This window comes from Mycobacterium sp. NTMscope_Eco_3 (assembly GCF_976985685.1).
The window spans coordinates 5,478,992-5,504,690 of sequence record NZ_CDRJYZ010000001.1; the positions used below are offsets into that span (position 1 = coordinate 5,478,992).

The 25,699-nt window shown below is 68.1% G+C and carries 27 protein-coding genes; 11 read left to right on the forward strand and 16 right to left on the reverse strand.

Features of this window, described 5'->3' with window-relative positions; all coding sequences use genetic code 11:
• Window positions 1-50 precede the first annotated feature (50 nt).
• A complete protein-coding gene (locus AC0KTM_RS25530; RefSeq protein ID WP_238955451.1) occupies window positions 51-503 on the forward strand; it encodes an ATP-binding protein in 453 nt (150 codons plus the stop codon).
• A 21-nt stretch (window positions 504-524) separates the two neighbouring features.
• Here AC0KTM_RS25530 and AC0KTM_RS25535 read toward each other — a convergent pair whose 3' ends face one another.
• The 4 genes from AC0KTM_RS25535 to AC0KTM_RS25550 form a co-directional block, all read right to left on the reverse strand.
• Window positions 525-1,742 (reverse strand): cytochrome P450, encoded by a 1,218-nt coding sequence (locus AC0KTM_RS25535; protein ID WP_225327781.1) that lies wholly within the window; start codon window positions 1,740-1,742, stop codon window positions 525-527.
• Window positions 1,743-1,820: 78 nt separating this feature from the next.
• Window positions 1,821-3,500, reverse strand: a complete 1,680-nt coding sequence (locus tag AC0KTM_RS25540) for a nitric oxide reductase activation protein NorD (protein ID WP_238955453.1) — start codon at window positions 3,498-3,500, stop codon at window positions 1,821-1,823.
• Window positions 3,500-4,318 carry a CbbQ/NirQ/NorQ/GpvN family protein gene (locus tag AC0KTM_RS25545; protein WP_225327783.1) on the reverse strand — a complete coding sequence of 273 codons (819 nt, stop codon included), beginning with the start codon at window positions 4,316-4,318 and terminating at the stop codon, window positions 3,500-3,502. The genes AC0KTM_RS25540 and AC0KTM_RS25545 overlap by 1 nt, the downstream gene beginning before the upstream one ends.
• A complete protein-coding gene (locus AC0KTM_RS25550; protein WP_472417015.1) occupies window positions 4,319-5,491 on the reverse strand; it encodes a spirocyclase AveC family protein in 1,173 nt (390 codons plus the stop codon).
• Window positions 5,492-5,595: 104 nt separating this feature from the next.
• Between AC0KTM_RS25550 and AC0KTM_RS25555 the strand changes: the two genes are divergently transcribed.
• Window positions 5,596-6,198 carry a TetR/AcrR family transcriptional regulator gene (locus AC0KTM_RS25555; RefSeq protein ID WP_225327785.1) on the forward strand — a complete coding sequence of 201 codons (603 nt, stop codon included), beginning with the start codon at window positions 5,596-5,598 and terminating at the stop codon, window positions 6,196-6,198.
• 34 nt (window positions 6,199-6,232) lie between these two features.
• Here AC0KTM_RS25555 and AC0KTM_RS25560 read toward each other — a convergent pair whose 3' ends face one another.
• From AC0KTM_RS25560 to AC0KTM_RS25570, 3 genes are all read right to left on the reverse strand, one after another.
• Window positions 6,233-7,588 (reverse strand): WS/DGAT/MGAT family O-acyltransferase, encoded by a 1,356-nt coding sequence (locus AC0KTM_RS25560; RefSeq protein ID WP_238955458.1) that lies wholly within the window; start codon window positions 7,586-7,588, stop codon window positions 6,233-6,235.
• A gap of 110 nt (window positions 7,589-7,698) precedes the next feature.
• Complete coding sequence (locus tag AC0KTM_RS25565; protein ID WP_225327787.1) at window positions 7,699-9,027, reverse strand: MFS transporter; 1,329 nt, start codon at window positions 9,025-9,027, stop codon at window positions 7,699-7,701.
• Between the two features lie 297 nt (window positions 9,028-9,324).
• The gene (locus AC0KTM_RS25570; RefSeq protein WP_238955459.1) at window positions 9,325-9,897 is read right to left on the reverse strand and encodes a hemerythrin domain-containing protein; all 573 of its coding nucleotides are present in this window, start codon (window positions 9,895-9,897) and stop codon (window positions 9,325-9,327) included.
• A gap of 341 nt (window positions 9,898-10,238) precedes the next feature.
• On the opposite strand from AC0KTM_RS25570, the gene AC0KTM_RS25575 reads away from it, so the two are divergent.
• From AC0KTM_RS25575 to AC0KTM_RS25585, 3 genes are all read left to right on the forward strand, one after another.
• The gene (locus AC0KTM_RS25575; protein ID WP_238955461.1) at window positions 10,239-11,123 is read left to right on the forward strand and encodes a cyclopropane mycolic acid synthase family methyltransferase; all 885 of its coding nucleotides are present in this window, start codon (window positions 10,239-10,241) and stop codon (window positions 11,121-11,123) included.
• Window positions 11,124-11,254: 131 nt separating this feature from the next.
• Window positions 11,255-11,770, forward strand: a complete 516-nt coding sequence (locus AC0KTM_RS25580; protein ID WP_472417017.1) for a hypothetical protein — start codon at window positions 11,255-11,257, stop codon at window positions 11,768-11,770.
• A gap of 70 nt (window positions 11,771-11,840) precedes the next feature.
• Window positions 11,841-12,194, forward strand: a complete 354-nt coding sequence (locus tag AC0KTM_RS25585; protein ID WP_136245367.1) for a VOC family protein — start codon at window positions 11,841-11,843, stop codon at window positions 12,192-12,194.
• Window positions 12,195-12,201: 7 nt separating this feature from the next.
• On the opposite strand, the gene AC0KTM_RS25590 is transcribed toward AC0KTM_RS25585, so the two are convergent.
• Together AC0KTM_RS25590 and AC0KTM_RS25595 are read right to left on the reverse strand one after the other, a co-directional pair.
• The gene (locus tag AC0KTM_RS25590) at window positions 12,202-12,468 is read right to left on the reverse strand and encodes a YdeI/OmpD-associated family protein (RefSeq protein ID WP_472417019.1); all 267 of its coding nucleotides are present in this window, start codon (window positions 12,466-12,468) and stop codon (window positions 12,202-12,204) included.
• The gene (locus tag AC0KTM_RS25595) at window positions 12,465-13,358 is read right to left on the reverse strand and encodes an SCO6745 family protein (RefSeq protein WP_472417021.1); all 894 of its coding nucleotides are present in this window, start codon (window positions 13,356-13,358) and stop codon (window positions 12,465-12,467) included. The genes AC0KTM_RS25590 and AC0KTM_RS25595 overlap by 4 nt, the downstream gene beginning before the upstream one ends.
• A gap of 72 nt (window positions 13,359-13,430) precedes the next feature.
• Here AC0KTM_RS25595 and AC0KTM_RS25600 point away from each other — a divergent pair, with 72 nt between their 5' ends.
• Window positions 13,431-14,150 (forward strand): NUDIX hydrolase, encoded by a 720-nt coding sequence (locus AC0KTM_RS25600; RefSeq protein WP_238955467.1) that lies wholly within the window; start codon window positions 13,431-13,433, stop codon window positions 14,148-14,150.
• A gap of 35 nt (window positions 14,151-14,185) precedes the next feature.
• Here AC0KTM_RS25600 and AC0KTM_RS25605 read toward each other — a convergent pair whose 3' ends face one another.
• Window positions 14,186-14,941: a haloacid dehalogenase type II gene (locus AC0KTM_RS25605; protein ID WP_238955469.1), complete on the reverse strand. Its 756-nt coding sequence runs from the start codon at window positions 14,939-14,941 to the stop codon at window positions 14,186-14,188.
• Window positions 14,942-15,061: 120 nt separating this feature from the next.
• On the opposite strand from AC0KTM_RS25605, the gene AC0KTM_RS25610 reads away from it, so the two are divergent.
• Window positions 15,062-15,952: an SAM-dependent methyltransferase gene (locus tag AC0KTM_RS25610; protein ID WP_238955472.1), complete on the forward strand. Its 891-nt coding sequence runs from the start codon at window positions 15,062-15,064 to the stop codon at window positions 15,950-15,952.
• 21 nt (window positions 15,953-15,973) lie between these two features.
• Here the strand turns inward: AC0KTM_RS25610 and AC0KTM_RS25615 are convergent, their stop codons facing one another.
• Window positions 15,974-16,582, reverse strand: coding sequence for a PadR family transcriptional regulator (locus tag AC0KTM_RS25615; protein ID WP_238955473.1), 609 nt, complete (start codon window positions 16,580-16,582; stop codon window positions 15,974-15,976).
• 120 nt (window positions 16,583-16,702) lie between these two features.
• Between AC0KTM_RS25615 and AC0KTM_RS25620 the strand changes: the two genes are divergently transcribed.
• Both AC0KTM_RS25620 and AC0KTM_RS25625 read left to right on the forward strand, forming a co-directional pair.
• Entirely contained in the window at window positions 16,703-17,125 is a 423-nt protein-coding gene (locus AC0KTM_RS25620; protein WP_238955475.1) for a nuclear transport factor 2 family protein, read from the forward strand.
• 11 nt (window positions 17,126-17,136) lie between these two features.
• Window positions 17,137-18,174 carry an LLM class F420-dependent oxidoreductase gene (locus tag AC0KTM_RS25625; RefSeq protein ID WP_238955478.1) on the forward strand — a complete coding sequence of 346 codons (1,038 nt, stop codon included), beginning with the start codon at window positions 17,137-17,139 and terminating at the stop codon, window positions 18,172-18,174.
• 23 nt (window positions 18,175-18,197) lie between these two features.
• Here AC0KTM_RS25625 and AC0KTM_RS25630 read toward each other — a convergent pair whose 3' ends face one another.
• Window positions 18,198-19,415, reverse strand: a complete 1,218-nt coding sequence (locus AC0KTM_RS25630) for an MFS transporter (protein WP_225327800.1) — start codon at window positions 19,413-19,415, stop codon at window positions 18,198-18,200.
• Between the two features lie 183 nt (window positions 19,416-19,598).
• Here AC0KTM_RS25630 and AC0KTM_RS25635 point away from each other — a divergent pair, with 183 nt between their 5' ends.
• Window positions 19,599-19,877 carry a hypothetical protein gene (locus AC0KTM_RS25635; RefSeq protein ID WP_225327801.1) on the forward strand — a complete coding sequence of 93 codons (279 nt, stop codon included), beginning with the start codon at window positions 19,599-19,601 and terminating at the stop codon, window positions 19,875-19,877.
• A gap of 85 nt (window positions 19,878-19,962) precedes the next feature.
• Here the strand turns inward: AC0KTM_RS25635 and AC0KTM_RS25640 are convergent, their stop codons facing one another.
• The 4 genes from AC0KTM_RS25640 to AC0KTM_RS25655 form a co-directional block, all read right to left on the reverse strand.
• Complete coding sequence (locus AC0KTM_RS25640) at window positions 19,963-20,910, reverse strand: NAD(P)/FAD-dependent oxidoreductase (protein WP_238955480.1); 948 nt, start codon at window positions 20,908-20,910, stop codon at window positions 19,963-19,965.
• A gap of 17 nt (window positions 20,911-20,927) precedes the next feature.
• Complete coding sequence (locus AC0KTM_RS25645; protein WP_472417023.1) at window positions 20,928-22,145, reverse strand: GNAT family N-acetyltransferase; 1,218 nt, start codon at window positions 22,143-22,145, stop codon at window positions 20,928-20,930.
• Between the two features lie 68 nt (window positions 22,146-22,213).
• Window positions 22,214-23,425 (reverse strand): acyl-CoA dehydrogenase family protein, encoded by a 1,212-nt coding sequence (locus AC0KTM_RS25650; RefSeq protein WP_338341725.1) that lies wholly within the window; start codon window positions 23,423-23,425, stop codon window positions 22,214-22,216.
• Window positions 23,422-24,072 (reverse strand): TetR/AcrR family transcriptional regulator, encoded by a 651-nt coding sequence (locus AC0KTM_RS25655; RefSeq protein ID WP_225327805.1) that lies wholly within the window; start codon window positions 24,070-24,072, stop codon window positions 23,422-23,424. The genes AC0KTM_RS25650 and AC0KTM_RS25655 overlap by 4 nt, the downstream gene beginning before the upstream one ends.
• A 219-nt stretch (window positions 24,073-24,291) precedes the next feature.
• On the opposite strand from AC0KTM_RS25655, the gene AC0KTM_RS25660 reads away from it, so the two are divergent.
• Complete coding sequence (locus tag AC0KTM_RS25660; protein WP_225327806.1) at window positions 24,292-25,620, forward strand: sensor histidine kinase; 1,329 nt, start codon at window positions 24,292-24,294, stop codon at window positions 25,618-25,620.
• Window positions 25,621-25,699: the final 79 nt, after the last annotated feature.

Sequence of the window (25,699 nt, forward strand, 5' to 3'; positions counted from 1 at the left end):
GATACCGGGCGGAGGTTATCGCCGCGACCGCAACTGGGTATGTGGCATTCATGAGCCCACTACTGCCGGAGACAGCCGCGCCGGCGCGCCTGACACTCGCCGGCGAAGCCCGCCCCGATACGGCGGCGGAGTGGCGCCGTGCCCTGCAACAGTGGCTGCGGCACGAGGTGCGCGCGCCGGAGGACATTCGCGAGGACGTGGTTCTGGGCGTGAACGAAGCCCTGGCCAACTGCGTCGAACACGCCTACCGCTCCTGCCGCGAGGCCGGCGGAATGAAACTGCAGGCCAGCTACGACCCGGGCACCGAGTCAATCCGGGTGTGCGTCAGTGATCGCGGGCGTTGGCGCAAGCCCTCGTCGAGGCACACCAACGATCCGCGGGCCTCGCGCGGCATCACGCTGATGCACAACCTCGCCGATCACTGCACCATCCACGCCCGCCCCAACGGCACCAGCGTCTACCTGGACTACGTGACCGACGCGGACGGCACTGGCCACCAATAGCTTTCACGCAGCATGTCGATCTCACCCGCCCGACGGCGCCGAGGGCGTGAACCTGACCGGCATGCTCTCCAGGCCGCTGACGAAGTTGGCCGGCCGCAGTGGCAGCGGGTCCTCCGACGCCAGCTCCATGTCGGGCAGGCGCTTGAGTAGTCGCTCGAGCATCATCGACAGCTCCAGCCGTGCCAGCTGATTTCCCAGGCAGAAATGGGTCCCGAAGCCGAATGCCAGATGGTTGTTGGGGTAGCGGTCAATCCGGAAGCGCTCGGGATCCCCGAACACCGCTTCGTCGAAGTTCGCGGATTCGAAGAGCAGGATGATCTTCTCGCCCCGCGCGAGCTGCGTGCCGTGAAACTCGAGGTCGGCGGTCAACGTGCGGGCCATGTTCTTGACCGGCGCGGTCCACCTCAGCATTTCTTCGATCGCGTTGGGCAGCAGAGCCACGTCGTCGACCAGCTGCCGGTGCTGCTGCGGGTGGCGCAGGATCTGCGCGGTGCCGCCCGACAGCGTGTGCCGGGTGGTCTCGTCGCCGCCGATGAGCAGCAACAACACCTCGGTCACGATCTCGTGGTCGGCGAGCTTCTCGCCATCGACCTCCGCGTGCACCAGCACGCTGACCAGGTCGTCGGTCGGTTCGGCCTTGCGCGCCGCGATCATGCTCGTCATGTATTCGGTGTAGGCGGCGAAGGCGTCGATGGAGACCTGGAAGTCCTCTTGGGCGGTCGTGCTGCTGAGCAGGGTGACCATGTCGTCGGACCAGCGCAAAAACATCTGCCGCTCTTCGGGGAGCACCCCGAGCATGTCGCCGATGACGGCCATGGGCAGTGGGGCCGCAAGATCCCAGACGAAGTCGCATTCACCGCGTTCGCAGACGTTGTCGATCAGGGCATCGCACAGCGCGCCAATCGAGGCCTCCCGGTCCTTGACGCGTTTCCGGGTGAATCCCGCGTTGACGAGCTTGCGCCGCAACAGGTGAGCGGGATCATCCATCGCGATCATCATCGGCGGCGCGTCCTGGTCCGGCCGGATGCCGCCCGCGTTGGAAAACAGCTCCGGCGCCCGCTCGGCGTCGATCACCGCCTGATACGTCGCGGCGGCGGCCAGCCCGTTGCGGTCCCGAAAGACCGGCTCGTTCTCGCGCATCCACCGATAGACCGGCCGCGAGTCGCCGGCGTAGAAGGCGCCGTCGGTCAGATCGACGTCGGGCCGTAGCTGGTTGCGCGTATCAACAGTGCTTGGCATGGCTCACCCTTCCCCGAAGCGGGCATGCGCGATCTTACCGTGGACCTTACAGTAGGCGCGGTGGTAGACATCCCGCCCTCACGCCGGTCCCGGCGCGGCGCGCTCGCGTAGCGCAGTCAGGAACAGCTCGTCCATCCGCGGGCTGACCTCGGCCAGGGTCGCGGCGCTGGCGTAGCGGGCGGAGCCGAAGACGCGCTCGAGCTCGTCGGCGGCGGTGGTACTTCCGAGCGAAAGGCATAGACATGCCACGCCATCGCCACGGAGTTCCTCGAGCGCCTTGTTGGCGTCGGCTTCCGCGTAACGGCCGTCGTAGCCGTCGTCATAGGGGCACCCGTCGGACAGGACGAGAAGCAGCCGGTTCGGCGTGCCGGCCTCCGTGTTGAGGATGTCGCCCGCGCCGCGGATCGCCGCGCCCAGGCGCGTATAGCCCGACGGCTCAAGCTGATTGAGGCGCGCCCGCTGCGGGGCGCCGAAGCGCTGGTCGAACGTTTTGATCGCCGGCAGGTGCACGGCATGCCGTCCGTGGGACCGAAACGCATAGATGGCCACGCGGTCACCGAGTTCCTCCAGGGTCATCGCCACTGTCGCCGCCGCGCGCCGCTGGTGGTCATGGACGCTGTTGCCCTGGTGGTCGGCGTCGGTCGCCGATCCGGAAGCGTCGAGCAGAATGAGGACACCGAGATTCCGAACGACATTGCGCCGCTGGGTGTAGACGGCCTCGGTGGGTGAATAGCCGGAGCGCAGGTCGATGAGGAGATCGACGAGTGCCTCGATGTCGATTTCGTCACCGTCGGGGCGCGCCCGCAAGAGTCTGGGACCGAGGCCGACGCGCGCCAATCGCCGCCGCAGCTCGTCGTCGCGCGACACCTGCGCGGCCGAGATACGGGCGGGCCCGGTGAGCGGAAAATCGATCACGCGGCACCAGTCCGCCCGATAGCGATTGGTGAAGACGTCCCACTCCGGGTGCAGCGCACCGCCGATTCCCAATGCCGCGCCTGGCCTGCCGTCGACGAAATTGATGCGGGTCGCAAGTGGACGGGCCGATGCGCCAACCGTTCGTGCCGGCCGGATCGAGCGGGCCTGAAACTCCCCGCCCGAAGAGTCGTCACCGCGTGACGGCGTCTCGCCCAACAGTTTTCGGAAAAAATCCATCAGCGCCCGTGAACTGAACAGTGGGTTCTCGAACAGCTTGAGAATCTTGCTTTCCTCGGAGGCGGCCTCGTCCTCGTCATCGGGCTCCGGCGCGGCGACGAGCTCGATCGCCGTCCGCAGATCCGCGTCCGTGGCCGGGGCGGCCCGCCTGTCGGAAGACGCCAGGAGTTGCGTCGGCCGGATGACGCCGAACCACGCCGGGGGGTCCGCGATTGGGCTTGTGCCCCTGGCCATTTCGAGGGAATGATCCGCGGTTGCGGTGCGGGGCTCACCGTCGGGGCAAAGGGCCGCCGCCAGCGCAACGGTGGGGGCGAGTTCCGCGAGCGCCCGGTGGGCCTCCAGGGTGAGGTAGCGGCGCGCGAGGGCCGGGCGCGCGCGCAGGCGCTTCACCAGCCGCCGATCCAGGCTGCCGGCGCCGAGCAGCGCGCTCTGGACCAGCACCTGACGGCGCTGCTCGTCGGCGGACCCGGCTGCCGGGACGAAGATGACGTCGCCATTCGTGTAGGCGTCCTGGCCGGCCTCTGCCTCGGCGACCTCGACGGACCGGCCGGCTATGTGGGTGGCGAGGAGCCTATACCGTTGCGGGCCAATGGTATCCGCAACCATCACCTTGGGGGTAGGAGGGAGTCGACGAGCTCACCGAGCGCAGCGACGACGTCGCGGTCATCGGACAGGATCCGGACGATCGCCGCCTGGACGGCGCTGCGCAGGCCGAGCCCTTCGGCGACCAGGCTGCCGGCGAGGATCAGCATGCGGGTGGACGACACCTCGCGAAGCGGTGAGCCATCGAGGTTTCGGATCGCGTTACCGACTGTGACCAGAGCGCGCGCCGTCGCGACGTCGATTCCCGCTTCGTGGGCAACGACTTCCGTCTCGGTCTCGACGGGCGGGAAGCCGAGTTCGATGGCCACGAAGCGCTGCCGGGTCGACTCTTTGATGTTCTTCAGCACGCTCTGGTAGCCGGGGTTGTAGGAAATGACCAGTTGAAATCCCGGCGCTGCGGGCACCGTCGTACCCAGGCGGTCGACCAGAAGCTCGCGGCGGTGATCGGCGAGCGGATGGATGACCACCGTGGTGTCCTGGCGGGCCTCGACGATCTCGTCGAGATAGCAGATCGCGCCCTCGCGAACGGCCCGGGTCAACGGCCCATCCACCCAAACCGTTTCTCCCCCTTTGAGAAGGAAACGCCCGACCAAGTCGGCCGACGTCATGTCTTCGTGCGCGGCGACGGTGATCAAATCGCGTCCGAGCGCGTGGGCCATCGCCTCCACGAACCGCGTCTTGCCGCATCCCGTCGGACCCTTCAGCAGCACCGGCAGGCCGCGGCGGGCCGCCGCGCGGAACACCTCCACCTCATCGCCGGCCGGCCGATAGAACGGTGGCTGCGACGTCGGGCGAACGGTGGGCTGGGAGTTCGTCAGCACCTAGTGTCCCCGTTCGAAGGGGACGACTTCCGGCAGCTGGCCGCCCGGCGGGAGGACGAGATGGCCGTGCACGTCGACGTATCCGGAGCGTTTGGTGGGTACGGGCAGAGCGGGATTCGGGCATGGCGTGTCCGTCCCGTCACCGCAGATGCCGCCGTTGAAATACGAACGCTTCTGGTGGTCTTGGGGCCACGGGTCGGAGTGCATGCCGATCCACTGCGCGGGCACGTTGTAGAAGAAAAAGAAGCACGAGCTGACGCCGGCGAAGATCGCCAGGAAGCGCGTGAACTGCTGTCCGGCGAATCCCCCTCGCACGTGGTCCAATCCGCGCTCGACGACGGTGCGGCCACGATCGTCGGTGAAGAAGCGCAGACAGCACAGCGCGGCCTGCACACCACCCCACATCAGGCCTTCGTAGACCGGCCACTGGTAGTAGGTGTCGGCATTGATCGACACGGACCTGATGGCACCGGGGTACGTGTAGAAGCCGATCGGTAGCAGGACCAGACCCTCCATGACGAAGTCGAAGACGAAGGCGAGCGCGTAGGTGACCAGGACCAGCCGAAGATTGCTGATGTTCGGCCAGCGCGTCTTGATTTTGCGCATGATCCAGCACCCGACGATCGTGATCAGCAGGACGCCGTACGCGTAACCCGGTGCGTTGGTCAACAGCGGTTCGGACACCTGCCGGCCCGGCTCCTCCGGGGAGACCCAGCCCGGAATGTTCGACGACCAGGAGCCGCGGTTGAACAGCCAGGTGTTGTAGGTGCACCACGTGTTGAGGTAGTTCAGCAACGGATCCTGGAAGAACATCAGGCCCATCGACAGCACGAGCATGCCGTCCAGCGTGATGCGCCGCTCGCGCCGCCACGGCCTGATGAAGAACCACCACACGACGACCGGCAGCGCGATCCACAGCGCCACCGCGTTCGCCATGAGCGGCACCTTCATGTACATCGGTGGCTCGCTCGGACCCGAGGGCACCCGCTCGAAATAGGGGCCGGTGATCCATCGGATCCACACGTAGAGCTGGAGCACCAGCAGCGCGCCGCCGGCGGCGGCCCAAATCTTGATCGGTCTCACCCGGGACTGTCCTTGCGCGCCCAGTTCGGCCGCGCCGGGCGGTGACTCGGTGACAGACGCGGCCTTGTTGCTGCTAGCGAGATCGCTCATGACGCTGGTCTCCTCCCGGGTTGGCACTCCGTGCTCCGAGCAATATACTCATGAGTATCTGAGAAACGGAATAGGTTCTTGCAAGCTCTGGCAGAATCTGGCGCATGGTTGAGCGTTGGACGCGGGAGCGCCGCCTCGAGCACACGCGCTCCCTCCTGGTCGATGCCGCCGAGGAGGTCTTCGGCGAAAAGGGGTTCGTCGCGGCGACGCTCGACGACATCGCCCACGCCGCCGGCTACACGAAAGGCGCCATCTACAAACACTTTTCGACAAAGGAAGATCTGTTTCTGGCGGTCAGCGATCGCTACTGGCGCCGGTACTTCGTCAACTTCACCGAAGTGATGGCTCCGGCGACGCAGGTCGGTGCGCGGGAGCTCGACGAGATCGCCAAGCGCTGGAGCCAGCTCAGCCGCGATCGCGGGGCGGAGCACGCCGCGCTGGGTCACGAGTTCATGCTGTACCTGCTGCGCAACCCCGAGGCGCGGGAACGCGTGGCCGCCAAGAGATCAGAGGCCGTCGACGCGCTGGCAAAGTTCATCGTGGCGGGCATCGACCGGCTCGGTGGGACGTTGCTGATCCCCGCTTCGACCTTCGCCCAGGTCCTCGTCGCCACCAGCGACTCGATCGTGTTGGGCAGCCAACTCGATGACGTGGACCTCTTCCGGCCGATCGTCGAGATGTACGTGTCGGTGATCAAGCTGCCCTGACCGCCGGTTCGAAAAGCGCTGTGGCGCACAGCTTTCAGGCGCCGGTGGCGATCTCCAAGTCCTTCAACGACTCTTCGAGATGACCCAGCATCCGCTGCAGGTGCGGGATGCTGCGCCGGCAGCCGACCAGGCCGAAGTCGAGGTTGTCGGCGTTGTTGGTCACGGTGATGTTGACCGCCTGGCCGTCGAGGGGGATGGACAGCGGATAGTTTCCGTCCAAACGGGCCCCGCGCCAGTACAGCTGCTCCGAGCGGCCCGTCGACACGTTCGAGATCACGATGTTGAACGGCGGTGAGCCCGCGGACAGGTAGCCGGGGATCAGCCCGAAGAACAACCCCCCGATGTTGAAGGCCGACAGGGCCAACTGCTGAACCGGCGGCAGCTGCCAGAACACCTCCTTGGTGTCGCGGATGGATGCGCTGATGATCTCGAGCCGTTTCGCCGCGTCGTCGAGGTCCGTGCCGAGGTTGCACAGGAAGGTGCCGACCATGTTGCCGCCGCGGTCGTCGTCGTCCTTGCGCAGATTGACCGGCACCATCGCGGTCAGCGGGGCGTCCGGCAGCGCGTTCTGATCCAACAGATAGGCCCGCAGGGCCCCGGCGGACATGGCCAGTATCACGTCGTTGACCGTGACACCCGCGGCCGCCTTGACCGCGTTGATGCGCTCCAACGGCCAGGACTGGGCGGCCACCCGCCGCGCGCCGCCGATCCGGACGTTGAACATCGACCGCGGCGCCTGGAACGGAAGGGTGAGTTGCTGTTCGAGCAGCGCGGCCCGCGCGAGCTTCAGCGTGGACGGCGCCAACGCCAGCGCCGACCCCGCGGTGCGGCCCACCCGCTCGAACAGGGAGGAGCGCTTGCGTCCGCCGCGCTTGCGCGGGGCCATGCTCCACGGGACCCGCACCTCGTCGTCGTCCGGATCGGAGGTGAAGGCCCGCTGTATCAAGCGGAGCGCCGACACGCCGTCCATGAGGGAGTGGTGGTACTTCGTGTACACGGCGTAGCGCCCGTCCTGCAGGCCCTCGACCAGGTGCGCCTCCCACATCGGGCGGTGCCGGTCGAGCAGGCTGCCGTGCAGCCGGGAGACCAGCTCCAAGAGGTCGCGGACCCGTCCCGGTTCGGGCAGCGCGGAACGGCGGAGGTGGTAGTCGAGTTCGACGTCCTTGTCGATGGACCAGGCGACGTTGGTGACGCCGCCGAAGAAGGCCGGATGCTTGCTGAAGGCCGGTTGCACGTCCGTGCACTCGAGCATCGCCTGATAGCACTCGCGCACGAAATGGGGCCCGGCATCCTCGGGGGGCTCGAACAGCTGTAACGCACCCACGTGCATCGGATGCTCGCGTGACTCGCCGATGAGGAACAGCGCATCCGTCGGTGATATCGGTTCCATGGGTGTCGCCCCCAACTGTTGCGGTCGCGCCGCCCACCGGATGGACGGCCTACCTCCTAGTAACCACGGCGGGCACCGCCCCAAACGGGCCGAGTGCGCCGGGACGGTGGCTAGCGGACGTCGTCGGCGAGCGCGCGAGCCTCCCGCTCGGTTTCGACCGCGGGCCCCGAGCCCGGCAACGGCTTGCCGGCGACCTCGGGGGTGAACAGCAGGGTGACCGCGCCCACCACGCCTCCGAAGATCAGCATGTAGGCCGGCACCATCACGTTGCCGGTGCCCGATACCAGAGCCTGGGCGATCAGCGGCGTGATGCCGCCGACGAGCGAAATCGAGATGTTGTAGGAGATGGCCAGCGCCCCGTAGCGCACGTTGGTGGGAAACAGCGCCGGCAGCATGGCCGGCCCGGTGCTGTCGAAGCACAGTTCCATCAAGCCGATCAGCAGCACGCCGATGAAGATCACCGGATAAATGCCGCCGAAGCGGATGAGCAGGAACGCCGGGATGGAGGCGACGATCAACAGGCCGCAGCCCGTCCACATGATGGGTTTGACGCCGATGCGATCGGACAAGGCGGCGACGAGCACCACGGTGGCCATCAGGATCGCCAACGTGGTCACGATCATGACCAGGCCGGCGGTGTGGCCGACGCGCACGAAGAGCCGCAGGTACGTCGGCAGATATCCGGTGAGCATGAAGTCGGCGACCTGGGAGGTCAGTACCAGCGCCGCGCAGATCAGCATCGGGCGCCACTGCTCGACGATGGTGCGGCGAATCTGTTGCCCGCCCTGGCCGCCCGAGTGCGCGTCGTCGTGGGCGCTCTGGTAGGCCGACGACTCCTCGAGCCGCAGCCGCAGGAACAGCGCGACCAGGCCGAAAGGCAAGCCCAACAGCAGCGGAATCCGCCAGCCGTAGGTCAGCATGGCGTCCTCGGGCAGCCAGGTCTGCAGCCCGGTCACGAGCAGGCCGGCCAGGACGAACCCCACCAGATTGCCCATCGGCAAGAACCCGACCATCATGCCGCGTTTGTGGTCGGGCGCCTGCTCGACGAGATAGGTCATGGCGCCGACGTATTCGCCGCCGGTCGACAGGCCCTGGAATATCCGCGCGAGGACGAGCAAGATCGGCGCCCAGATGCCGATGGTGCTGTAGGTGGGCAGCAGGCCGGTCACGGTCGTGCTCACCGTCATCATCAGGATGGTGACCACCAGGACCCGGTGGCGCCCGATCCGGTCGCCCAGCGGGCCGAAGATGAACCCGCCGAGCGGACGCACGACGAACGCCGCCGCAAGCGTTCCGAAGGTCGCGATGAGGTGGACTCCGCTGACGTTCTTGCCGGGATAGAACACCTGGGCGATCGTGGTCGCGATGTACCCGTAGACCCCGAAGTCGTACCACTCCATGAAGTTCCCGATCGCGGTGCCCATGATGGTTCGGCGCATCGCGGGGTCGGCAACCCTGATTTCTTTACGGGCCCATTTCCTCCGGCGGCGTCGAATAACCATCGAATCAAGACTTACCCACAACTTTCTCAGGGACAACCGGCGGGGTGGGCTTCATGGGCCTGACGTGGGACGACCGACGGCGACCGCGGCGAACCCACGTGCCCGTGCGCGGGTTTGCTCGTGTGCGACAAACGCCAGCTAGGACCGGGTCGCCGGCATTGATGCCGGCGGCGTCGCGGCGCCGCGGGATCCGACGCAGGTTATCCCCGTCACGCTCGCCCGGTCACGCGCAGGTCACTGGCCCTTCAGGCTGCCGATGCGCAACGAGAAGTCCGAGGGTTTGGACGGCGGGGCCTCCACCTGCTCGACATAGCGGCGCGGGTCACGGTCCGTGATCGGCAACCCCGCGGTGGTGGGATGCTCGGCCATGAACTCGCTGTACTGGCGCCCCAGCGCTTCGCGAAGGCCGATCGGGGCGTTGCGGCGGAAGTCCGACAGCCCTTCGCGCTCCTCTTCGCCCATGTGATCGTCGTTGGCCTCCCGGGTGCGCCCGACGGCCGCCCACCATTGCTCGCTGCCGAGTTCGGCCGAATCGGCATCGCGCACGCCGTCGCGAATGTCGTTGTGGTCGCCGATGGCGTCGAGCGTCTCGCCTTCGGCCTCGTCACCGCCCCGTTTGAGTAGTTGCGGGTAGAAGATCTTTTCCTCGATGTAGGCGTGCACGTCGAGCTTCTCGGCGAGCGGTCGCCACACCCGTTCGAGCCCGGCGCGGTCGGTGGTCCGCTGTGCCTGCAGGTAATCCAGCCGGGCGAACTGTTCGCGGAACCACTCGTGGTCTTCGAGGATCAACATGGTGATGTCGGCCATTGGCGAGCCTCCGCCTCCGTGACGCCGGTCAGCCGGCTGGGTTGCGCGTTCGACACCATTAAAGAACGCCGGCCTCGGCGTACCCGTTTACGGGGTCGATGTAACGACCCCATCGCCCGCTGCCAGGGTGTGCGCGCCCGAGTTGCTCTGAGCCGCAGGGGATTACCAAATTTGCGCCGACGTCAGCGATCTGGCAGGCTGTGGGCCATTTCGGCGGTACTACGCTGCCCGGGAACTCGCCGCGAGGGCGCGGTGGGCCGGCCGGATACACTGGGGCGTCCGTGCGGCGATCGATTCGATCGCGCCATTGAACCCGATATGAATAAGTCAGAGGTTGTGCCTTGTCCGAAAATCCCGGCGATGCCGTCAGCTTGGAACCGCATTTCGAGGACGTACAAGCGCACTACGACCTGTCCGACGAGTTCTTCGCGCTTTTCCTGGATCCGACGCGGACCTACAGCTGCGCGTACTTCGAGCGCGAGGACATGACGCTGGAAGAGGCGCAGGTCGCCAAGGTCGACCTCTCGCTGGGCAAGCTGGGATTGCAGCCGGGCATGACGTTGCTCGACGTCGGGTGTGGCTGGGGCACCACCATCGTCCGCGCCCTCGAGCGGTATGACGTCAACGTCGTCGGGCTCACGCTGAGCCGCAATCAGCAGGCGCACGTGCAGCGCCGCCTTGACGCCCATCCGTCCGCGCGGTCCAAGCGGGTGCTGCTGCAGGGCTGGGAGCAGTTCGACGAAAAAGTCGACCGCATCGTCTCGATCGGCGCCTTCGAGCACTTCGGGCGCGACCGCTACAACGATTTCTTCAAGACGGCCTACGAGGCGCTCCCGGCGGACGGCGTGATGATGCTGCACACCATCATCAAGCCCAGCGACGAGGAGTTCGCCGAGCGCGGGCTGCCCATCACCATGACCAAGCTGCGCTTCATGAAATTCATCATGGACGAGATCTTCCCGGGCGGGGACCTTCCGCAGGCCAAGGGCGTCGTGGAGCACGCCCAGCGTGCCGGCTTCGGGGTGAAGCTGGTCCAGCCGCTGCGCCTGCACTACGCCCGCACCCTCGACACTTGGGCGGCCGCACTCGAGGCGCGCCGCGACGAGGCCATCGCGATTCAATCCGAAGAGGTCTACGACCGGTACATGAAGTACCTCACGGGCTGCGCGGACCTGTTCCGCGAGGGCTACACCGACGTCGCGCAGTTCACGCTGACCAAGGGCTGACTCCCGCGTCTCACCTCACCCGTCGGGCACGGCCCGGTTTACCGGCATAGCACGGCGGGTAATTCCACGGCAACAACCTGATTCGGTCGGTGTCGATGTCCTTTCGGCGCAAGCCGCAGGAAGGACGGATCGTGGCTGCCAAACACCGAATGCCGGACTCGCTGGAGCAAACCTCGACGCACACCGATCGTGGTCAGCGGCGCGGGCTGTCCGGTGTGGCGAAGGCATGTGAGATCGTGTGCGCTGCACTGTTGTGCGGGGCCTGCCTGACGGCGTTGGTGCTCAACGGGGTTCATGCCGACAAGCGCACCGTGATCGCCGATGTGGGGCCGCCGACCGTCTCGCAGCCGGTAAAGCAGGAGGGCACCGTGATCGCCGTGACGGTGGACTCGGTGACCATGCGGAGCGCCGACGGGTACACCCGGACGTATCGCTTCACCCCGGACACCACCGTCATCTCCCATCGCGGCAGCCAATCGGCCGTCGCGGCACCGCAATTCACCGTCAACGACCGGGTGGTTGTGGTGGGCACCATCGAAGGTGGTTCGGCGCTGGCGACCGCGGTGGCCTACCGCGGCGCGGGGCATGGCGAGGCGCCGCCCATGGATTACGTTGAGGGCCAACCGGTTTCGTCCGGCGCCGCGTGAGCTGGTCCTTGACGCTCGCCGGGATGCCTGCCCGCCTAGGCTGGTAGCGATCCGGCCATAGGGAGGCGCCATGAGCGAGCACGAGGCAAAGATGATCATCCTGTCGACCGACGACTTGGACGAGTCGATCCGGTTCTACAGCGAGACCCTGGGCATGCCGCTGAAGTTCCGCGACGGGGCGCACTTCGCGGCCCTCGATGCGGGCCCGGTCACGCTGGCGCTGGCGACCTCGGTGGACCACCCCATCCCCGGGCAGGTCGTCGTCGGCATCAAGACCGCGGACGTCGACGCCGCGGCGAAGGCTGTCGAGGCCAGCGGCGGTGGCATCGTCAAGGGCCCCTACGACGATGCCCACGAGCGACGCGCCGTGGTCTATGACAACAAGGGCAACGGCTTGGTCTTCTACAAACCGCTAGGACGCTAGCGGGCGCCTATTTCCCGGTGCGCTCGCGGTGTTTGCAGCCCGGCCAGCAGCACGGCCGGCGTTTGCCTTCCTCCAACTCCTCTTGGGTGCGGGGGATACGGCGCGCCCGGGTCGCCTCCTGCTTGGCGTCCTCGACCCAGCAGATGAACTCGTTGCGGGCCAACGGCGTGATGTCGTTCCAGGCGGACAGCGCGGCGGCGTTGGCGATCAACGTCTCGCGCAGGTCGGCGGGCAGCTTGTGCACGACCCCGCCGGGCACTCGCTGGGCGCTCATCGGCCCACCAAATGCGCGTCGTCGTCGTGCAATTCGTCGCGACGCAACGTCATCGGAGTCGCGGCGGGGATATCGCCGGCGGCGACCACGGCGCGGGTGATGGGGGACAGCGCCCGGAACAGCCTCTCGACCTCGTCATCGCTGAGCGCGTCGAGCGCCGACAAGGAGAGCGCGTCGGTCCTCGATTCGATGTGGTCCTTCAGTTCGCGCCCCGCGGCGGTCAGCGTTCCGGCATCGTCGAGCAACCCGCGCTCGGCGAGGCGTTGTTCGTGATGACGCCATGCCTCGTCGTCGTAATCGCGGGTGCGGGCGATGTAGTCGCGTGAGACGTTGCCCGCCGCGGCATGTAAGACGTTGGATTCGCGCCCGGAGATGCCGGCCGCGGCCAGCACCGCGACGTGCCCGTCTCCGCGGTGTTCGCGTAACAGCGTCGTAGCGTGCCACAGCGCGGCCAGGGGATCGTCGGGCCAGGGCAGCGCCAGATTCGCGGCGAACAACGGGCGGGCATCGAGCGGCGCGTGGCGCGCCGCCTTCCCGGCGAGTTCGGCTGCCACGCGGACGTTTTCGTCCGGGCTCAGGCCGTAGCGGCGCAGCGCCGCGACCGCGGACTCCTGGCGTGCCTGCAACGCGGCTCGCGGACCCGCGATCTCCCACGCCGCCGGCAGCGCCTTGGCGACCCGTTCGGGTGCGAAGTTGTAGAAGACCGAGGTCACCACCTCCCGCGGCACCATGCCCAGCGGCGCCGAGCGGGCCGCGAAATAGCCGATCCAGAAACCCCGGTAACCCAACGCGTCCAACGCCGCCCGGGCCTCCGGCGCGAAATACGTCACCGCATGCACCGGCTCGTAGCGATCGAAGAAGCGCCGGGCCAGCAGGGGTTGTCGTCGCATGCTCGCAGTTAACCACTGGTGGCGGGCGGGGACCAAGCACGCCGCCCAAGCGCGGCGGCCTAGTCTCGAGAGGTGACCATCCCCTATGACCAGGTACTACGCGAGCGGATCCGGAACAATCTGGCCGGTCATGAGCGCCGAATCGTGGCCGATCCGGCCAAGCGGCACGCCGCCGTGGCGGTGGTGCTCGTCGACTCCGACGTCGGGGAGGACAGGGTGGATCCGGTACCGGTCGACGACTGGAACGCCGATCGGGGGCTGCCGGCGACCGGCCTCGACGGGCGCATGGTCGACGTGTCGGGCGGTGCGGCTTTCCTGCTGTGCCGCAGGGCTTCTCGACTCACCTCGCACGCCGCGCAGTGGGCGCTTCCCGGTGGCCGCCTCGACCCGGGCGAGACCGCGGTCGAGGCCGCGCTGCGGGAACTGCGCGAGGAGGTCGGCATCGAATTGTCCGAGGCGACCGTGCTTGGTCTGCTCGACGATTACCCGACCCGGTCGGGATATGTCATTACGCCGGTGGTCATTTGGGGAGGGGGCCGCCTGGATCCGCGCCCGTCGCCCGACGAGGTGGTCGCGGTGTACCGGGTGGGCCTGCACCAACTGCAACGTGACGATTCGCCGCGATTCATCGCCATCCCGGAAAGCCCGCGACCCGTCGTGCAGATCCCGCTGGGGGGCGACCTGATCCACGCACCCACCGGGGCGGTGCTCCTGCAGCTGCGGTGGCTGGGGCTGGAAGGCCGCCACGACCCGGTCGACGGCCTGGAACAACCGGTTTTTGCCTGGAAGTAGCCATCGCGCAACCCCTTCGACGGCGCGGCCCTGCCTCACGGTGCGCCGGCGGCGCCGAACAGCGACCGCGCCAGTTCGACCAGCGACGCGCCCGCGACGTCCCAGGCGCCCGAGGGCGCCGGGTCCGCCGCCTGGCCCGGTCCGTACTCCTGCGGGCGCGCGACGAAACCGGTCGCCAGGCCGCTGCTGCGGGCCGCCTCGAGGTCTGCGGTGTGCGCCGCCACCAGCATCACCTCGCCGGGTTCCAGACCCAGCAGACGCGCGGGCGTGTGGTACGCGCGGGCGTCGGGCTTGTAGGCCCTGCTGACATCGGAACCGAGTACCACGTCCCACGGCAGGCCCGCGTACTTCGCCATCTCGACCAGCAGTCCGGTGTTGCCGTTGGACAGCGGCCCGACAATCACGTGCCGCCTCATGGCCTCGATGCCCTCGACGCTGTCCGGCCACGGTGGCAGCCAGCGCCACGAACGTGCCAGCGCCTCCACTTCGTCGCCGGGCAGCGCGTCGGCGCTGATGCCGAACTTCTCGAGCGATGCGACGAGGTTCTCTCGATGCAGAACGTCCAGCGACACGAACTCCCGTCGGCCCGAACGGATTTCGGACATCGAGGGCAGGTATCGGCTCCGCCATTCCAACGCGAGCGCGTCCGGGTCGAGGCTGATGTGCCGGCGCTGCGCGAAACGCCGCACCGAGGCGGCGATCCCGGAGCGCCAGTCGACGACCGTTCCGAACGTATCGAACAGAACGGCACGCACTGTCCGGCCGGTCGAGGGCGAGCGGTAATCGGTCATTCCTCAGGCTAACGCCGGGATCGTCAGCGACGATGCGCCCGGCCGAGCCGCGGCGTACAGTATCGTTAGTTGTGCGAACGAATCTTTTATGTCCTGATCGATGATTGAGGGGAGCCTGTTGTGGCCCGTAGCGCCGGCGATACCTGGGATATCGTGACAAGTGTCGGTTTCACCGCCTTGGCGGTGTGTGCGGCGCGGGCCCTCGACGCCGGGCTGCAGCCGCCGTTGGCGAACGACGACTTCGCCGCCGGCTTCGTCGCCGCCTCCGGTGAGCCGAATCTGATTGCGGCCGTTGACAACGCCGACATGAGTAGCGCCGCGGCCTTCAACGCGCAGTGGGTGGGGGTGCGGACGCGGTTCTTCGACGAGTTTTTCGTTCACGCCGGGCGGTCGGGGACGAGCCAGGCGGTGATCCTGGCGGCCGGATTGGACTCCCGGGCGTACCGACTGGAATGGCCCGCGGGTCATACGGTGTTCGAAGTCGATCAGCCTCGGGTGCTCGACTTCAAGCAACGGGTCCTCGACCGGCAGGGCGCCGTGCCGTCGACGAGGCGCGTCACGGTGGCCACCGATTTGCGCGACGACTGGGCGGGCGAGCTGATCTCGGCCGGCTTCGACCCCGGCCGACCGACGGCGTGGGCGCTCGAGGGCCTGCTGCCGTACTTGCCTGGGGCGGCCCAGGATGCGCTCTTCGAAAAGCTGCACGAGTTGTCGGCGCCCGGGAGCCACATAGCCGCCGAGCTCGGTCCGGCGCCGGGCGAAGTCCAGGAATTCGCCAACAACGTCCCCACCATCAGCCAAGACACCGGTCAGCCACCGGTCGCCGACCTGTGGTATGACGATGCCCGCACGGACTCCAAAGAGTTTCTGGCCCAGCGGCATTGGCGTGTCGCCAGCGTGGACCTGGTCGAAAAGGCGGCCACCGAGTATGGACGGCCGTTCCACGAGCTGCCGGTGGTCTTCGATCGGCTGATGCGCACCAAGTTCTTCACCGCGGTCCGCGAACGCTGAACCTCTTCCCGAGGCCAGGACTCACCGGCGCGTGCCGGCCTGGCCCCGCCGCGAATGCGCGGCCTTCGCCGTGTCGGCCGACCCGCGGCGTTCGATGATGGCCAGGGCGTGCTCGGCCCAGCGAATGTTCTCCTGCTCGAACGAGATTCCGCGGATCAGCGTCAGGTAGGGGCCGATTCGGTCGGCCTGGGCCAGGTACTTGTCTTCGTCGCGGCCGTCCATCATTCGCGCCCGCAACCGTTCGTAGCGTTGCACTTTGGCGCTCGCCCATTGCAGTCGTTCGAGGATGGACTCGCGCACAGCTGCCATGTCGCCGGCGTCGGCGGCCTGAACCTTGACCAGCAGCTCGTCGCGGATCACCGAGGGTTTCGGCGCCTTCGCGGTGAAGTGCCGGATCGCGTCGCGCCCGGCCCCGGTCAGGGAGAACATCCGCTTGTTGGGCCGGCGTTCTTGGCGCACGACCCGCGCTCGGATGAGGCCCTGGTCGGCGAGTCGATCCAGTTCGCGATACAGCTGCTGCGGGGTGGCCGGCCAGAAGTTCGCGACCGACGCGTCGAAACCCTTGGCCAGGTCGTACCCCGACGATTCGCCCTCGAGGAGGGCGGCCAACACCGCGTCACGCAGTGACATCGGCCGATCGTACAACGATGCGACTAGTCAACAAAGTGATTAATCGCACCCTGGACATCCGGCGAGGCGGACCCTAGCGTCAACCTCAATACTCAACAAGTTGACTATGCGAGGTCGCCGATGCACCCGTTCCGCAAGGCCGTCGAAGAGCGCGATGAAGAGGCCATCCAGGCGATGCTGGCCGACGCGGTGGTGTTCACCAGCCCGGTGGCGTTCAAGCCGTATGTCGGCAAGCCGATCACCGCGGCGATTTTGCGCGGCGTGCTGCGCGTCTTCGAGAACTTCCGCTACATCCGGGAGATTCATGACACGGGTGGCCGCGACCACGCCCTCGTGTTCGAGACCGGGATTGTCGGGGCGCCCGGAGTGAAGATCACCGGTTGCGACTTCCTGCATTTCAACGACGACGGACTGATCGACGAGTTCATGGTGATGGTGCGGCCGCTGTCGGGCGCGACGGCATTGTCGGAGGCGATGGGGGCCCAGTTCGACCGCATTCAGCGGGAGGCGCTCGGATTGGCCGATCAATCCGGGAACGCGTAGAAGTAATGACCATGCGGATTGGATTGAGCATCAATTATGCGGGCGGTTTCAAGGACGTGGCCGCCGAAGTGGCCGACCTGGAACGCGCCGGACTGGACATTGTTTTTGTCCCCGAAGCGTATTCGTTCGATGCGGTGAGCGCGCTCGGCTATCTGGCGGCCAGCACACAACGGGTCGAGCTGGCGTCGGGCATCCTGCAGCTCTACACCCGGACGCCCACCCTGACCGCGATGACCGCGGCCGGTCTCGATTACGTCTCCGACGGCCGGTTCACCCTCGGCCTGGGCGCGTCCGGCCCGCAGGTCATCGAGGGCTTCCACGGAGTGCCCTACGACGCCCCGATCGGCCGGACGCGCGAAGTCATCGACATCTGTCGCCAGGTGTGGCGACGCGAGACCGTGCAGCACGAGGGGAAGCACTATACGATCCCGCTGCCTCCCGACCGGGGGACCGGCCTCGGCAAGCCCCTCAAGCTGATCAATCGGCCTGTCCGCGAGCGCATTCCGATCTTGGTAGCCGCGCTGGGGCCGAAGAACGTCGAATTGGCGGCGGAGATCGCCGAGGGTTGGCAACCGATCTTCTACCTGCCCGAGAAGGCGCAGGACGTGTGGGGGGCGTCCCTGGCCGCCGGCCGGGCCAAGCGGGACCCCGCCTTGGGCGAACTCGGCATCTATGCCGGACCCGTACTAGCCATCGGCGAAAACGTCGAGCCGCTAAGGGAATTCGTCAAACCACACCTCGCCCTGTACATCGGCGGGATGGGCGCCAAGGGCAAGAACTTCTATCACACCCTTGCGACCAAGTACGGGTACGGCCCGCAGGCAGACCGGATCCAGGAGCTCTATCTGGCCGGTGACAAGGACGGCGCCGCCAAGGTGGTGCCCGATGATCTGGTGCGCGACGTCAACCTGATCGGCACCCGGGAGTTCGTCAAGGAACGCCTGGCCGCCTTCCGTGAGGCGGGGGTGACCACGCTGAACGTGGCGCCCATCGCGTCGACGACGGCCGAGCGGATCAAGCTGATCGAGACGCTGCGCCAACTGCTGTGAGCGCCGACGCTGACGGGTCCGAATCAGTTCTGGCGGTGACTATCTCGTCGTAGCCGCGCCGCCCTGCCGACCGCCGTCGCCAAGGCCAATACCGCCATGGTGGACAGGATCGCCAGCGCGGCGCCAGGGTCGACGGTCGCCAACAACAGCGGCAGGGCGAAGCCGACGTAGGTGACGACGTAGAACACCCCGGTCAGAGCGCCCCGCAGGTGCTGCGGCGCCGCGGCCTCGAGATCGATCAGGCCTTCGCGCAGGCACAGGCCCGACGCGCACCCCAGGATCACCAACAGCGGTAGCCCCAGCACGGGCGTCAGGGTCGGTGGCGCCGTCGCGGCCATCACGTAGCCGAGTGCGGCCAGAACCGCACCGGCGGTGCCGGTCTGTGGGCCCCAGCGGCGCGTGCGGGCCAGCACCTGAACGACCCCGCTGACCCCGTTGACGATCAGGGTGGCCGTGCCCGCCGCGATCGGAGCCGCGAGCGCGGTGTGTAGCCGGGTGGGGATGGTGACGAATCCCAGTGTCGCCGAGGCGTATACCCACGGTGCGAGTGGCATGGCCCAACTCAGGGCCCGCGACACGCCCTGCGTGGCCGGTGCCGCCGGGGCCCTGTCGGCGGCCGGTGCCGGCCCGGTCAGCTCGCCGGGCTCGGCCGCGACGATGACGGCACACGACGCCAGCACCACAATGGCGGCGGCGACGGCGAACGACACCCGAATGCCGGAGTGCCCGGCCCAGGCAAAGCCCCCGCCGGCGAACGGCCCGATGGCGAAGCCGGCGGTGAGCACCGCTCCCGCGGTCGCGGCGCCGGCCGGGCCTCTCAGATCGGAAGCCCACGCGGTGCAGGAGCTGATGGCGAGGCCCACACCGAGCCCGACGACCAGGCGGCCCGACAGCAGCGCGCCGGTGTGCTGGGACAGCAGCATCGCCACCGTCCCCGCCACGGCGGCGGCCGCCCCCGCCAGCGCCACCGGGCGACGGCCCCACGCGTCCGACGTGCGGCCGCCGATCAGCAATCCGGGGAGCAACCCGAGCGCGTAGATGCCGAAGATGCCGTCGAGGGTGGCGGCGCTGAGGTGTTCGTGCTCGCTGATCACCGGCATCAACCCGACGAAGTGATTGGCGACCCATCCCGTCGCCAGCAGCAGGGCCAACACGCTGATGAACAGGGCCCGGGCGGGGGCGGCTTCCCGGCCCGGACGCAGTCGGCGGTTGCGGCCGCTGCGCACGCTCGACGAGATCACCGGTCTTCTCCCCCTCCAACGTGCGCGCGCCCGACGATCGTAGAACGCGACGCCACCCGGGTGGTTATTCCCGGTGGACGCGATCACGCCTCCGCCGCGGGCCCGGACTTCGCGGTGTGAAGGGGTTTGAAATCAGCGGATTTGGTGTACTGATACCACTACTCGCACCCAGGAAGGCACACGATGAAGTACATTGCGGCAGCCACGATCGCGATCTCCGCCTTGTTGTCCGGCGCATGTTCGGCCTCACAGGTCATCAACACCGGCGGCGACACAAAGTGCAAAGACTTCACCACGCAGGACGAGAAGAAGCAGAACGACGAAGTCAGCAAGATGCTCAAGGACAAGAGCGGCGCCGACCCGAGCAATGTGGAGATTTCCGCAACGCGGCTGTCGGTGACGACGTACTGCCAGACGCTCGGAAAGCCGGACACCAAGATCTCCGAGGCGCCGCACGGCTGACCGACCCGACCGCCGGTCTGGGTTCCATTGCCGCTCTTACGGTTTGGAGTCCACAGATGCCAAGGCCCGCAGGGTTGCCGCCGGACTAATCCAGCAGCAACTCCGCGGGCACCTCGTCAGTCAACACGGCCCGCGCCAGCAGTTCACCGAGCAGCGGACCGAATTTCATCAGGTTGCTGCCGACGAATGCCAGCACGCGGCCACGCCGCGCCACGGTCCAGCCGTCGCCGCCCGAATCAAGCCACGGGGCACGGACACTGACGCAGTCCACCTGGTCGACCGGCGAGAGCGACGGGAACAGCGCGCGCACGGTCGCGGGGTCCGCCACCTCCTGGCCGAACGCCCACCGGCCCGTACTGCCGAGCGGCAATCCGTAGCCCTCGGGCGCGGACAGGCACGCCGCGCCGGTCGCGTCCGCGCCGCGATAGGTGAACCGTGTGTGCGGGACGAAGTCAACCCCGAGGGGGCCGAACAGGTCTGGGGTGTGCGCGCCCGCGCAGATCAGCACCCGGTCACCGCGCAGCACGGTGCCGTCGGTGAGCGTCGTCGCGCCGTCGTCGGCCACCGACTGCGCCTCCGCGTTCCGGATGGTGACGCGGTGCGCCAACGCGCCCAGGGCGCGGCGGATGCGCAGGCTGCCGCCCAGCGGATCGAAAACCCCTGTCTCCCAAGGCACCACCGCGAAGGGAAGCAGTGCCGCGATTTCGGCCCGGTCGAGCCGGGAGAACCGCGCGCCGGCCGACGTCATGGCCGCCGCGATCTCGTCGCGGGAGCCGGCGGCGATGAAGCCCTCGGAGCCCAGCAGTCGCCCCGCGCCGAACTCGGATTCCCAACGTTGCCAGCCCGCCCGGGCCGCCAGCGCCAACCGGCACAGCGCCGGGCGTCGATGCGCGACCCGGAATATCCGCGCCAGCCCGGCGGATTGCTCCCCGAAGGCGCGCCCGCGCTCCAGCACGATCACGTCGTGACCGAGCCGAGAGAGCTCGTAGGCCGCGGCGAGACCACATATCCCGGCGCCGATGACGACGATCATGCGCTTCAGTCTCGCCCTCAGAAGTAGAACCCGGCGTGGGGCGCCTCGGGCACGGCGAACAGTCGATCGGCCACGGCCAGCGCCGCCGGATCGTCGGTGCGGGCCAGCCCGGCCGCGGCGAGCTCGCGCCACGTGGCCCCGCCCAGCAGGACGGCGGCGAGCCCCTCGACGTCGACGGTGAGGTCGGGTTGCCGGTCGGTGACCGCCGCGCCGCCGCCCGCGATGGCGAACCGCGCCGAATTGGCCGGTAGCAGAGGGTCATTGACCGCGATGGTGACCGCGCCGTCGCCGCCGTAGCTGCGGGCGGTCAGCGCCGCCTCCGCATCGATGATGCGCAGCCAGGTTTCGTCGTGCACGGCGGTGACCCGCACGGCGCGCCGGTCGTCGAGGAGCCACGGCAGCGGATCGTCGAGCGGCAGCATCCAAAACAGCACGCGGTCAACCAGATCGAGTCCGAGCAGGAATCGCAGCAGCCCGAGGTAGGCCTCGGTGGTGGGCGCGAAGAAATCCTCGACCACGATGGTGCGCTGGTCGCTGACGAACCACCGCTCGGTGTCGATCGGGCGGTACCGGACGAAGCCGGATTCGGATCCCGGCTCGCCGTGCACCGCGACATACGCGGCCCCCGCGGTGGATTCGGTGCGCAGCCGCACGCCCTGCCACCACGCCGGCGGGCGGTCGATGGTTCCCGGACGAGCGGGACGGTTCTCGGCGTAGATGCGGGGCAGCACGTCCCACACCTGCGCGGTGTCGAGCAAGCGCACCCGACCGCCCGTCCCGACATCGCGCCGCAGCGCCGCCCGCGCGGTCTGGACCTCGACCGACTGCGACGAGCTCGCGACGCCGTAGCCGTAGCGTCCGTAGATCGTCGCCTCCGAGGCCCGCAGCGTCGCCACCACCTCACCGCGCGCTGCGAAGTCGCCCAACTGGTGACGTATCAGCTCGGTGGCGATGCCACGCCGGGTGTGCGACGGCAGCACCCCGATGTGGGTCACGGCGGCGTGCCCCACGATCGCCGGGCCGGGCAGCGTCAACCAACTCGTCACGGCGTCGGCGGTGCCGACAAGCTGGCCGTCGGCGAATGCCCCGACGGTGCGGCCCGCCTCGAGCAGCGTGGTGATCTGGCCGGGCGCGAGACCCGCAAGCGGGGGAAACCCGACCATGGCGGTGCGAAACACGTTCGCGGCGGCGATGAGGTCGTCCTCGCTGTCGAGCACCCGGATCTCGGTAGCCATGCCGCCATCATGTCGCGTGCCCCACCCGGCGCGGGCCGCGGGCCGCGCGGCGCGTCACACGGCGGCCGTCACCGGATAGGCAACCCGGTCAGCGCCCGGGAGACCACCAGGCGCTGGATCTCGCTGGTGCCCTCGAAGATGGTGAAGATCTTCGCGTCGCGGTGCATCCGCTCGACGGGATAGTCGCGGGTGTACCCGTTGCCGCCCAAGATCTGGATCGCCTCATCGGTGACGTAGACCGCGGTCTCGCTGGCCACCAGCTTGGCCATCGACCCCTCCGCGGAGTCGAAGGATTGGTTGTTGCGGGCCATCCATCCCGCGCGCCACACCAGCAGCCGGGCGGCGTCGATGCGGCACTTCATGTCCGCCAGCTTGAAGGCCACGGCCTGGAATTCGCCGATCTTGCGGCCGAATTGCTCACGCTGGCAGGCATATTCGAGCGCGTACTCGTAGGCGGCCCGGGCCACGCCGACGGCCATCGCGCCGACGGTGGGCCGGGTGCGCTCGAACGTCTTCATCGCGGCCTGCCCGCGGGCGGACGCACCCGATTTGACGCGGGCGATGCGCGCCTCGAACTTCTCCCGGCCCCCGAGGATGTGGTCCTCGGGCAGCCGGACGTTGTCGAGCACCACCTCGGCGGTGTGGGAGGCGCGGATCCCGTGCTTTTTGAATTTCTGGCCCTGCGCCAGGCCCTTGACGCCCGCCGGGATGACGAAGGTCGCCTGCCCGCGCGTGCCGAGCTCGGGGTAGACCGACGCCACCACGATGTGCACGTTGGCGATGCCGCCGTTGGTCGCCCAGGTCTTGGTGCCGTTGAGGACCCACTCGCCGGTCGCCTCGTCGTAGCGCGCCCGCGTCCGGATGGCGCCGACGTCGGAACCCGCGTCCGGCTCGGACGAACAGAACGCGCCTAACTTGGGTTCGTCAGCGGTGCCGAACATCTCGGGCAACCAGCGGCCCAGCTGTTCTGGAGTGCCGTTGCCCGCCAGTGCCGCCGCGGCGAGCCCCGTGCCCATGATGGACAGGGCGATACCCGCGTCGCCCCAGAACAATTCCTCGAACACCGTCAGCATGCCCAGGCCCGTCGGCTCGGCCGCCTGCTGGGCGAACAGGTCGGGGGAGTACAGCCCCACCTTGGCGGCCTCCTGGATCACCGGCCACGGTGTTTCCTCGCGCTCGTCCCATTCCGCGGCGGCGGGCCGGACGACGTCGGCGGCGAACTGGTGCACCCAGTCGCGGACTTCGATCACGTCGTCGGACAGTTGTAGTGAAAACGTCACAGCTGGTCTCCTGAATCATTGGTGTGCAAAGGATTTCGGGGATTGGCGTACTGGGCCAGGACGCTGACCGTCTGGTTGACCCACGCCTCGAAATACCGTTCTTCGTCGGTGTTTCCCGGCAGGCGGCCGGTGAGCGCTTGCAGCGTCGCCGCGTAGGACAGCGAGCCGATCGCGACGGCCGCGGCCGCTTCGGGGTCGGGGATGCTGGTGCGGCCGGAGCGATTCGACGCGGCCAGTTCATCGGCGAAGCGCTGGTAGGCGTTGTCGGTGATGACCTGCCACGTCTTCTCGTCGAGGTCGCCGAGCTCGTCGGGCTCGCGCAGCATGACCTTGAGCAGATCCTCGCTGTGTTTGAGGTTGCTCCAGATCAGCTGGCCGGCGGTGCGCACCGCTTGCTCGACGCTGCCCGGCTGTCCCGCGTCGTACTGCTCTCGCGCGGCCACGATGCTGTCGATCCGGTGCGCGACCGCGGCCTCGAGCAACTCGCGTTTGGAGCCGAAGTGCTTGTAGAGCGCGCCCGAGCCGGGCGCCAGGCCCGATTCGCGCTGGATGTCGGCCACCGACGTGGCCGCGTACCCCTTGGCGGCGAACAGCCGCAACGCCGCGGAAAGCAGGCGGTCACGCCCTCGACCCGGCCCAGTCAGCACGGTGAGAGAGTACTCACTCACCGTGGGGCGAGCAAAACGATGGCCGGCCGCCGATAGGTGACGCGCAGGGCGGCGCCGCGATTAGCGGTAAATTCTTGCGAAACGCCCTCGCGCTTGAACGTGCCGAACCCCTGCCGCTGTGAGGGTTGTACTCAGGCTGGTCGTCACGAACCCACAAAGGAGCCCGACATCCGCGTCTTTCCGCGTGTACAGCTGCCGATGCGGGTGCTGTCGCTGCGCACCATCCTCATCGTCGCCGCCATATCGGTGATGACGCTGGTCGTCCTGCTGGGCACCTGGGTGTGGGTGGGCGTCACCAATGACCAGTACAGCCAGCTCGATCGCCGGCTGGATTCGGTCAGCAGCCTGGGAGACATCAGCAGCCTGCTCAACACCGCGCCGCCCGCCACCCCCGACCGGCACATGCCGGACGGCAACCTGGTGCGCACCGCGCGCATCGGCGGGGTGACCGTGTCGGCGCCCAGCAACATCGTGTTGCCGCAACTGCCGGACGGCTACGCCAACACGACCATCAACGGGGTGCAGTACCGCGTTCGCACGTTCACCGCGGGTCCCGCCTCGATCGCGCTGGCCGCGCCGCTGGCCGAGGCCCAGCACCGGATCAACGAACTGCACCTGCGGGTGTTGCTGATCTGCGCCAGCGTGATCGGCGGCACGGTCGTGGTGGGCTGGGTGATCTCGCTGATCATGGTCAATCCGTTCCTGCTGCTGGCGCAGCAGGCCCGCGCGATCAACGCCCAGTCCAGCCCCGACGAGGTCCAGGTGCGCGGCGTGCGCGAGGCGGTGGAGATCGCCGAGGCGGTGGAGGGAATGCTGGCCCGCATCGGCAAGGAACAGCAGCGCACCAAGGCTGCGCTCGAGTCGGCCCGCGACTTCGCCGCCGTCGCCTCGCACGAGCTGCGCACGCCGTTGACGGCCATGCGCACCAACCTCGAGGTGTTGTCCACCTTGGACCTGCCGCCCGAGCAGCGGCACGAGGTCATCGGCGACGTCATCCGCACCCAGAGCCGCATCGAAGGGACGCTGACCGCGCTGGAGCGGCTGGCCCAGGGCGAGCTGACCACCGTCGACGATTTCGTCCCCTTCGACATCACCGAGCTTCTGGACCGTGCGGCACACGACGCGCTGCGCATCTACCCCGACGTCGAGGTGTCGCTGGTGCCGTCGCCGACGGTGCTGATGGTTGGGCTGCCCACCGGCCTGCGGCTGGTGATCGACAACGCCATCGCCAACGCCGTCAAGCACGGTAACGCCGGCAAGATCCAGCTGACCGTCAGCAGTTCCGGCGAAGGCGTGGAGATCGCGATCGACGACGACGGCACCGGGGTCCCGGAATCCGAACGTGCCACGGTGTTCGAGCGTTTCGCCCGCGGATCGACGGCCTCGCGTTCGGGGTCGGGGCTGGGTCTGGCACTGGTCGCCCAGCAGGCCGAATTGCACGGCGGCACAGCGGCATTGCAGACCAGCCCGCTCGGGGGCACTCGACTCCTGCTGCGGCTGGCCGGCGACGGGCGTGGCCCCGCGTAGTTGCCGGTCACGCGACAAATCGACGCGAGAGTCGTTGGGGTGCCTGCTGAGCCCTTGCGTTAGTAGAGCGATCTATATA

Bases quoted from the DNA above. Each gene is read 5' to 3' on its own strand.
- AC0KTM_RS25595 (WP_472417021.1), bottom strand. From the start codon at position 13,358: ATGCGACGACAACCCCTGCTGGCCCGGCGCTTCTTCGATCGCTACGAG.
- AC0KTM_RS25640 (WP_238955480.1), bottom strand. From the start codon at position 20,910: ATGATCGTCGTCATCGGCGCCGGGATATGTGGTCTCGCCGCGGCCTAC.
- AC0KTM_RS25645 (WP_472417023.1), bottom strand. From the start codon at position 22,145: ATGGCTACCGAGATCCGGGTGCTCGACAGCGAGGACGACCTCATCGCC.
- AC0KTM_RS25540 (WP_238955453.1), bottom strand. From the start codon at position 3,500: ATGGTTGCGGATACCATTGGCCCGCAACGGTATAGGCTCCTCGCCACC.
- AC0KTM_RS25590 (WP_472417019.1), bottom strand. From the start codon at position 12,468: ATGAGCGCCCAGCGAGTGCCCGGCGGGGTCGTGCACAAGCTGCCCGCC.
- AC0KTM_RS25660 (WP_225327806.1), top strand. From the start codon at position 24,292: ATGCGGGTGCTGTCGCTGCGCACCATCCTCATCGTCGCCGCCATATCG.
- AC0KTM_RS25560 (WP_238955458.1), bottom strand. From the start codon at position 7,588: ATGGAACCGATATCACCGACGGATGCGCTGTTCCTCATCGGCGAGTCA.
- AC0KTM_RS25565 (WP_225327787.1), bottom strand. From the start codon at position 9,027: ATGCGCCGAACCATCATGGGCACCGCGATCGGGAACTTCATGGAGTGG.
- AC0KTM_RS25530 (WP_238955451.1), top strand. From the start codon at position 51: ATGAGCCCACTACTGCCGGAGACAGCCGCGCCGGCGCGCCTGACACTC.
- AC0KTM_RS25635 (WP_225327801.1), top strand. From the start codon at position 19,599: ATGAAGTACATTGCGGCAGCCACGATCGCGATCTCCGCCTTGTTGTCC.
- AC0KTM_RS25585 (WP_136245367.1), top strand. From the start codon at position 11,841: ATGAGCGAGCACGAGGCAAAGATGATCATCCTGTCGACCGACGACTTG.
- AC0KTM_RS25615 (WP_238955473.1), bottom strand. From the start codon at position 16,582: ATGTCACTGCGTGACGCGGTGTTGGCCGCCCTCCTCGAGGGCGAATCG.
- AC0KTM_RS25620 (WP_238955475.1), top strand. From the start codon at position 16,703: ATGCACCCGTTCCGCAAGGCCGTCGAAGAGCGCGATGAAGAGGCCATC.
- AC0KTM_RS25605 (WP_238955469.1), bottom strand. From the start codon at position 14,941: ATGACCGATTACCGCTCGCCCTCGACCGGCCGGACAGTGCGTGCCGTT.
- AC0KTM_RS25535 (WP_225327781.1), bottom strand. From the start codon at position 1,742: ATGCCAAGCACTGTTGATACGCGCAACCAGCTACGGCCCGACGTCGAT.
- AC0KTM_RS25625 (WP_238955478.1), top strand. From the start codon at position 17,137: ATGCGGATTGGATTGAGCATCAATTATGCGGGCGGTTTCAAGGACGTG.
- AC0KTM_RS25555 (WP_225327785.1), top strand. From the start codon at position 5,596: ATGGTTGAGCGTTGGACGCGGGAGCGCCGCCTCGAGCACACGCGCTCC.
- AC0KTM_RS25570 (WP_238955459.1), bottom strand. From the start codon at position 9,897: ATGGCCGACATCACCATGTTGATCCTCGAAGACCACGAGTGGTTCCGC.
- AC0KTM_RS25550 (WP_472417015.1), bottom strand. From the start codon at position 5,491: ATGAGCGATCTCGCTAGCAGCAACAAGGCCGCGTCTGTCACCGAGTCA.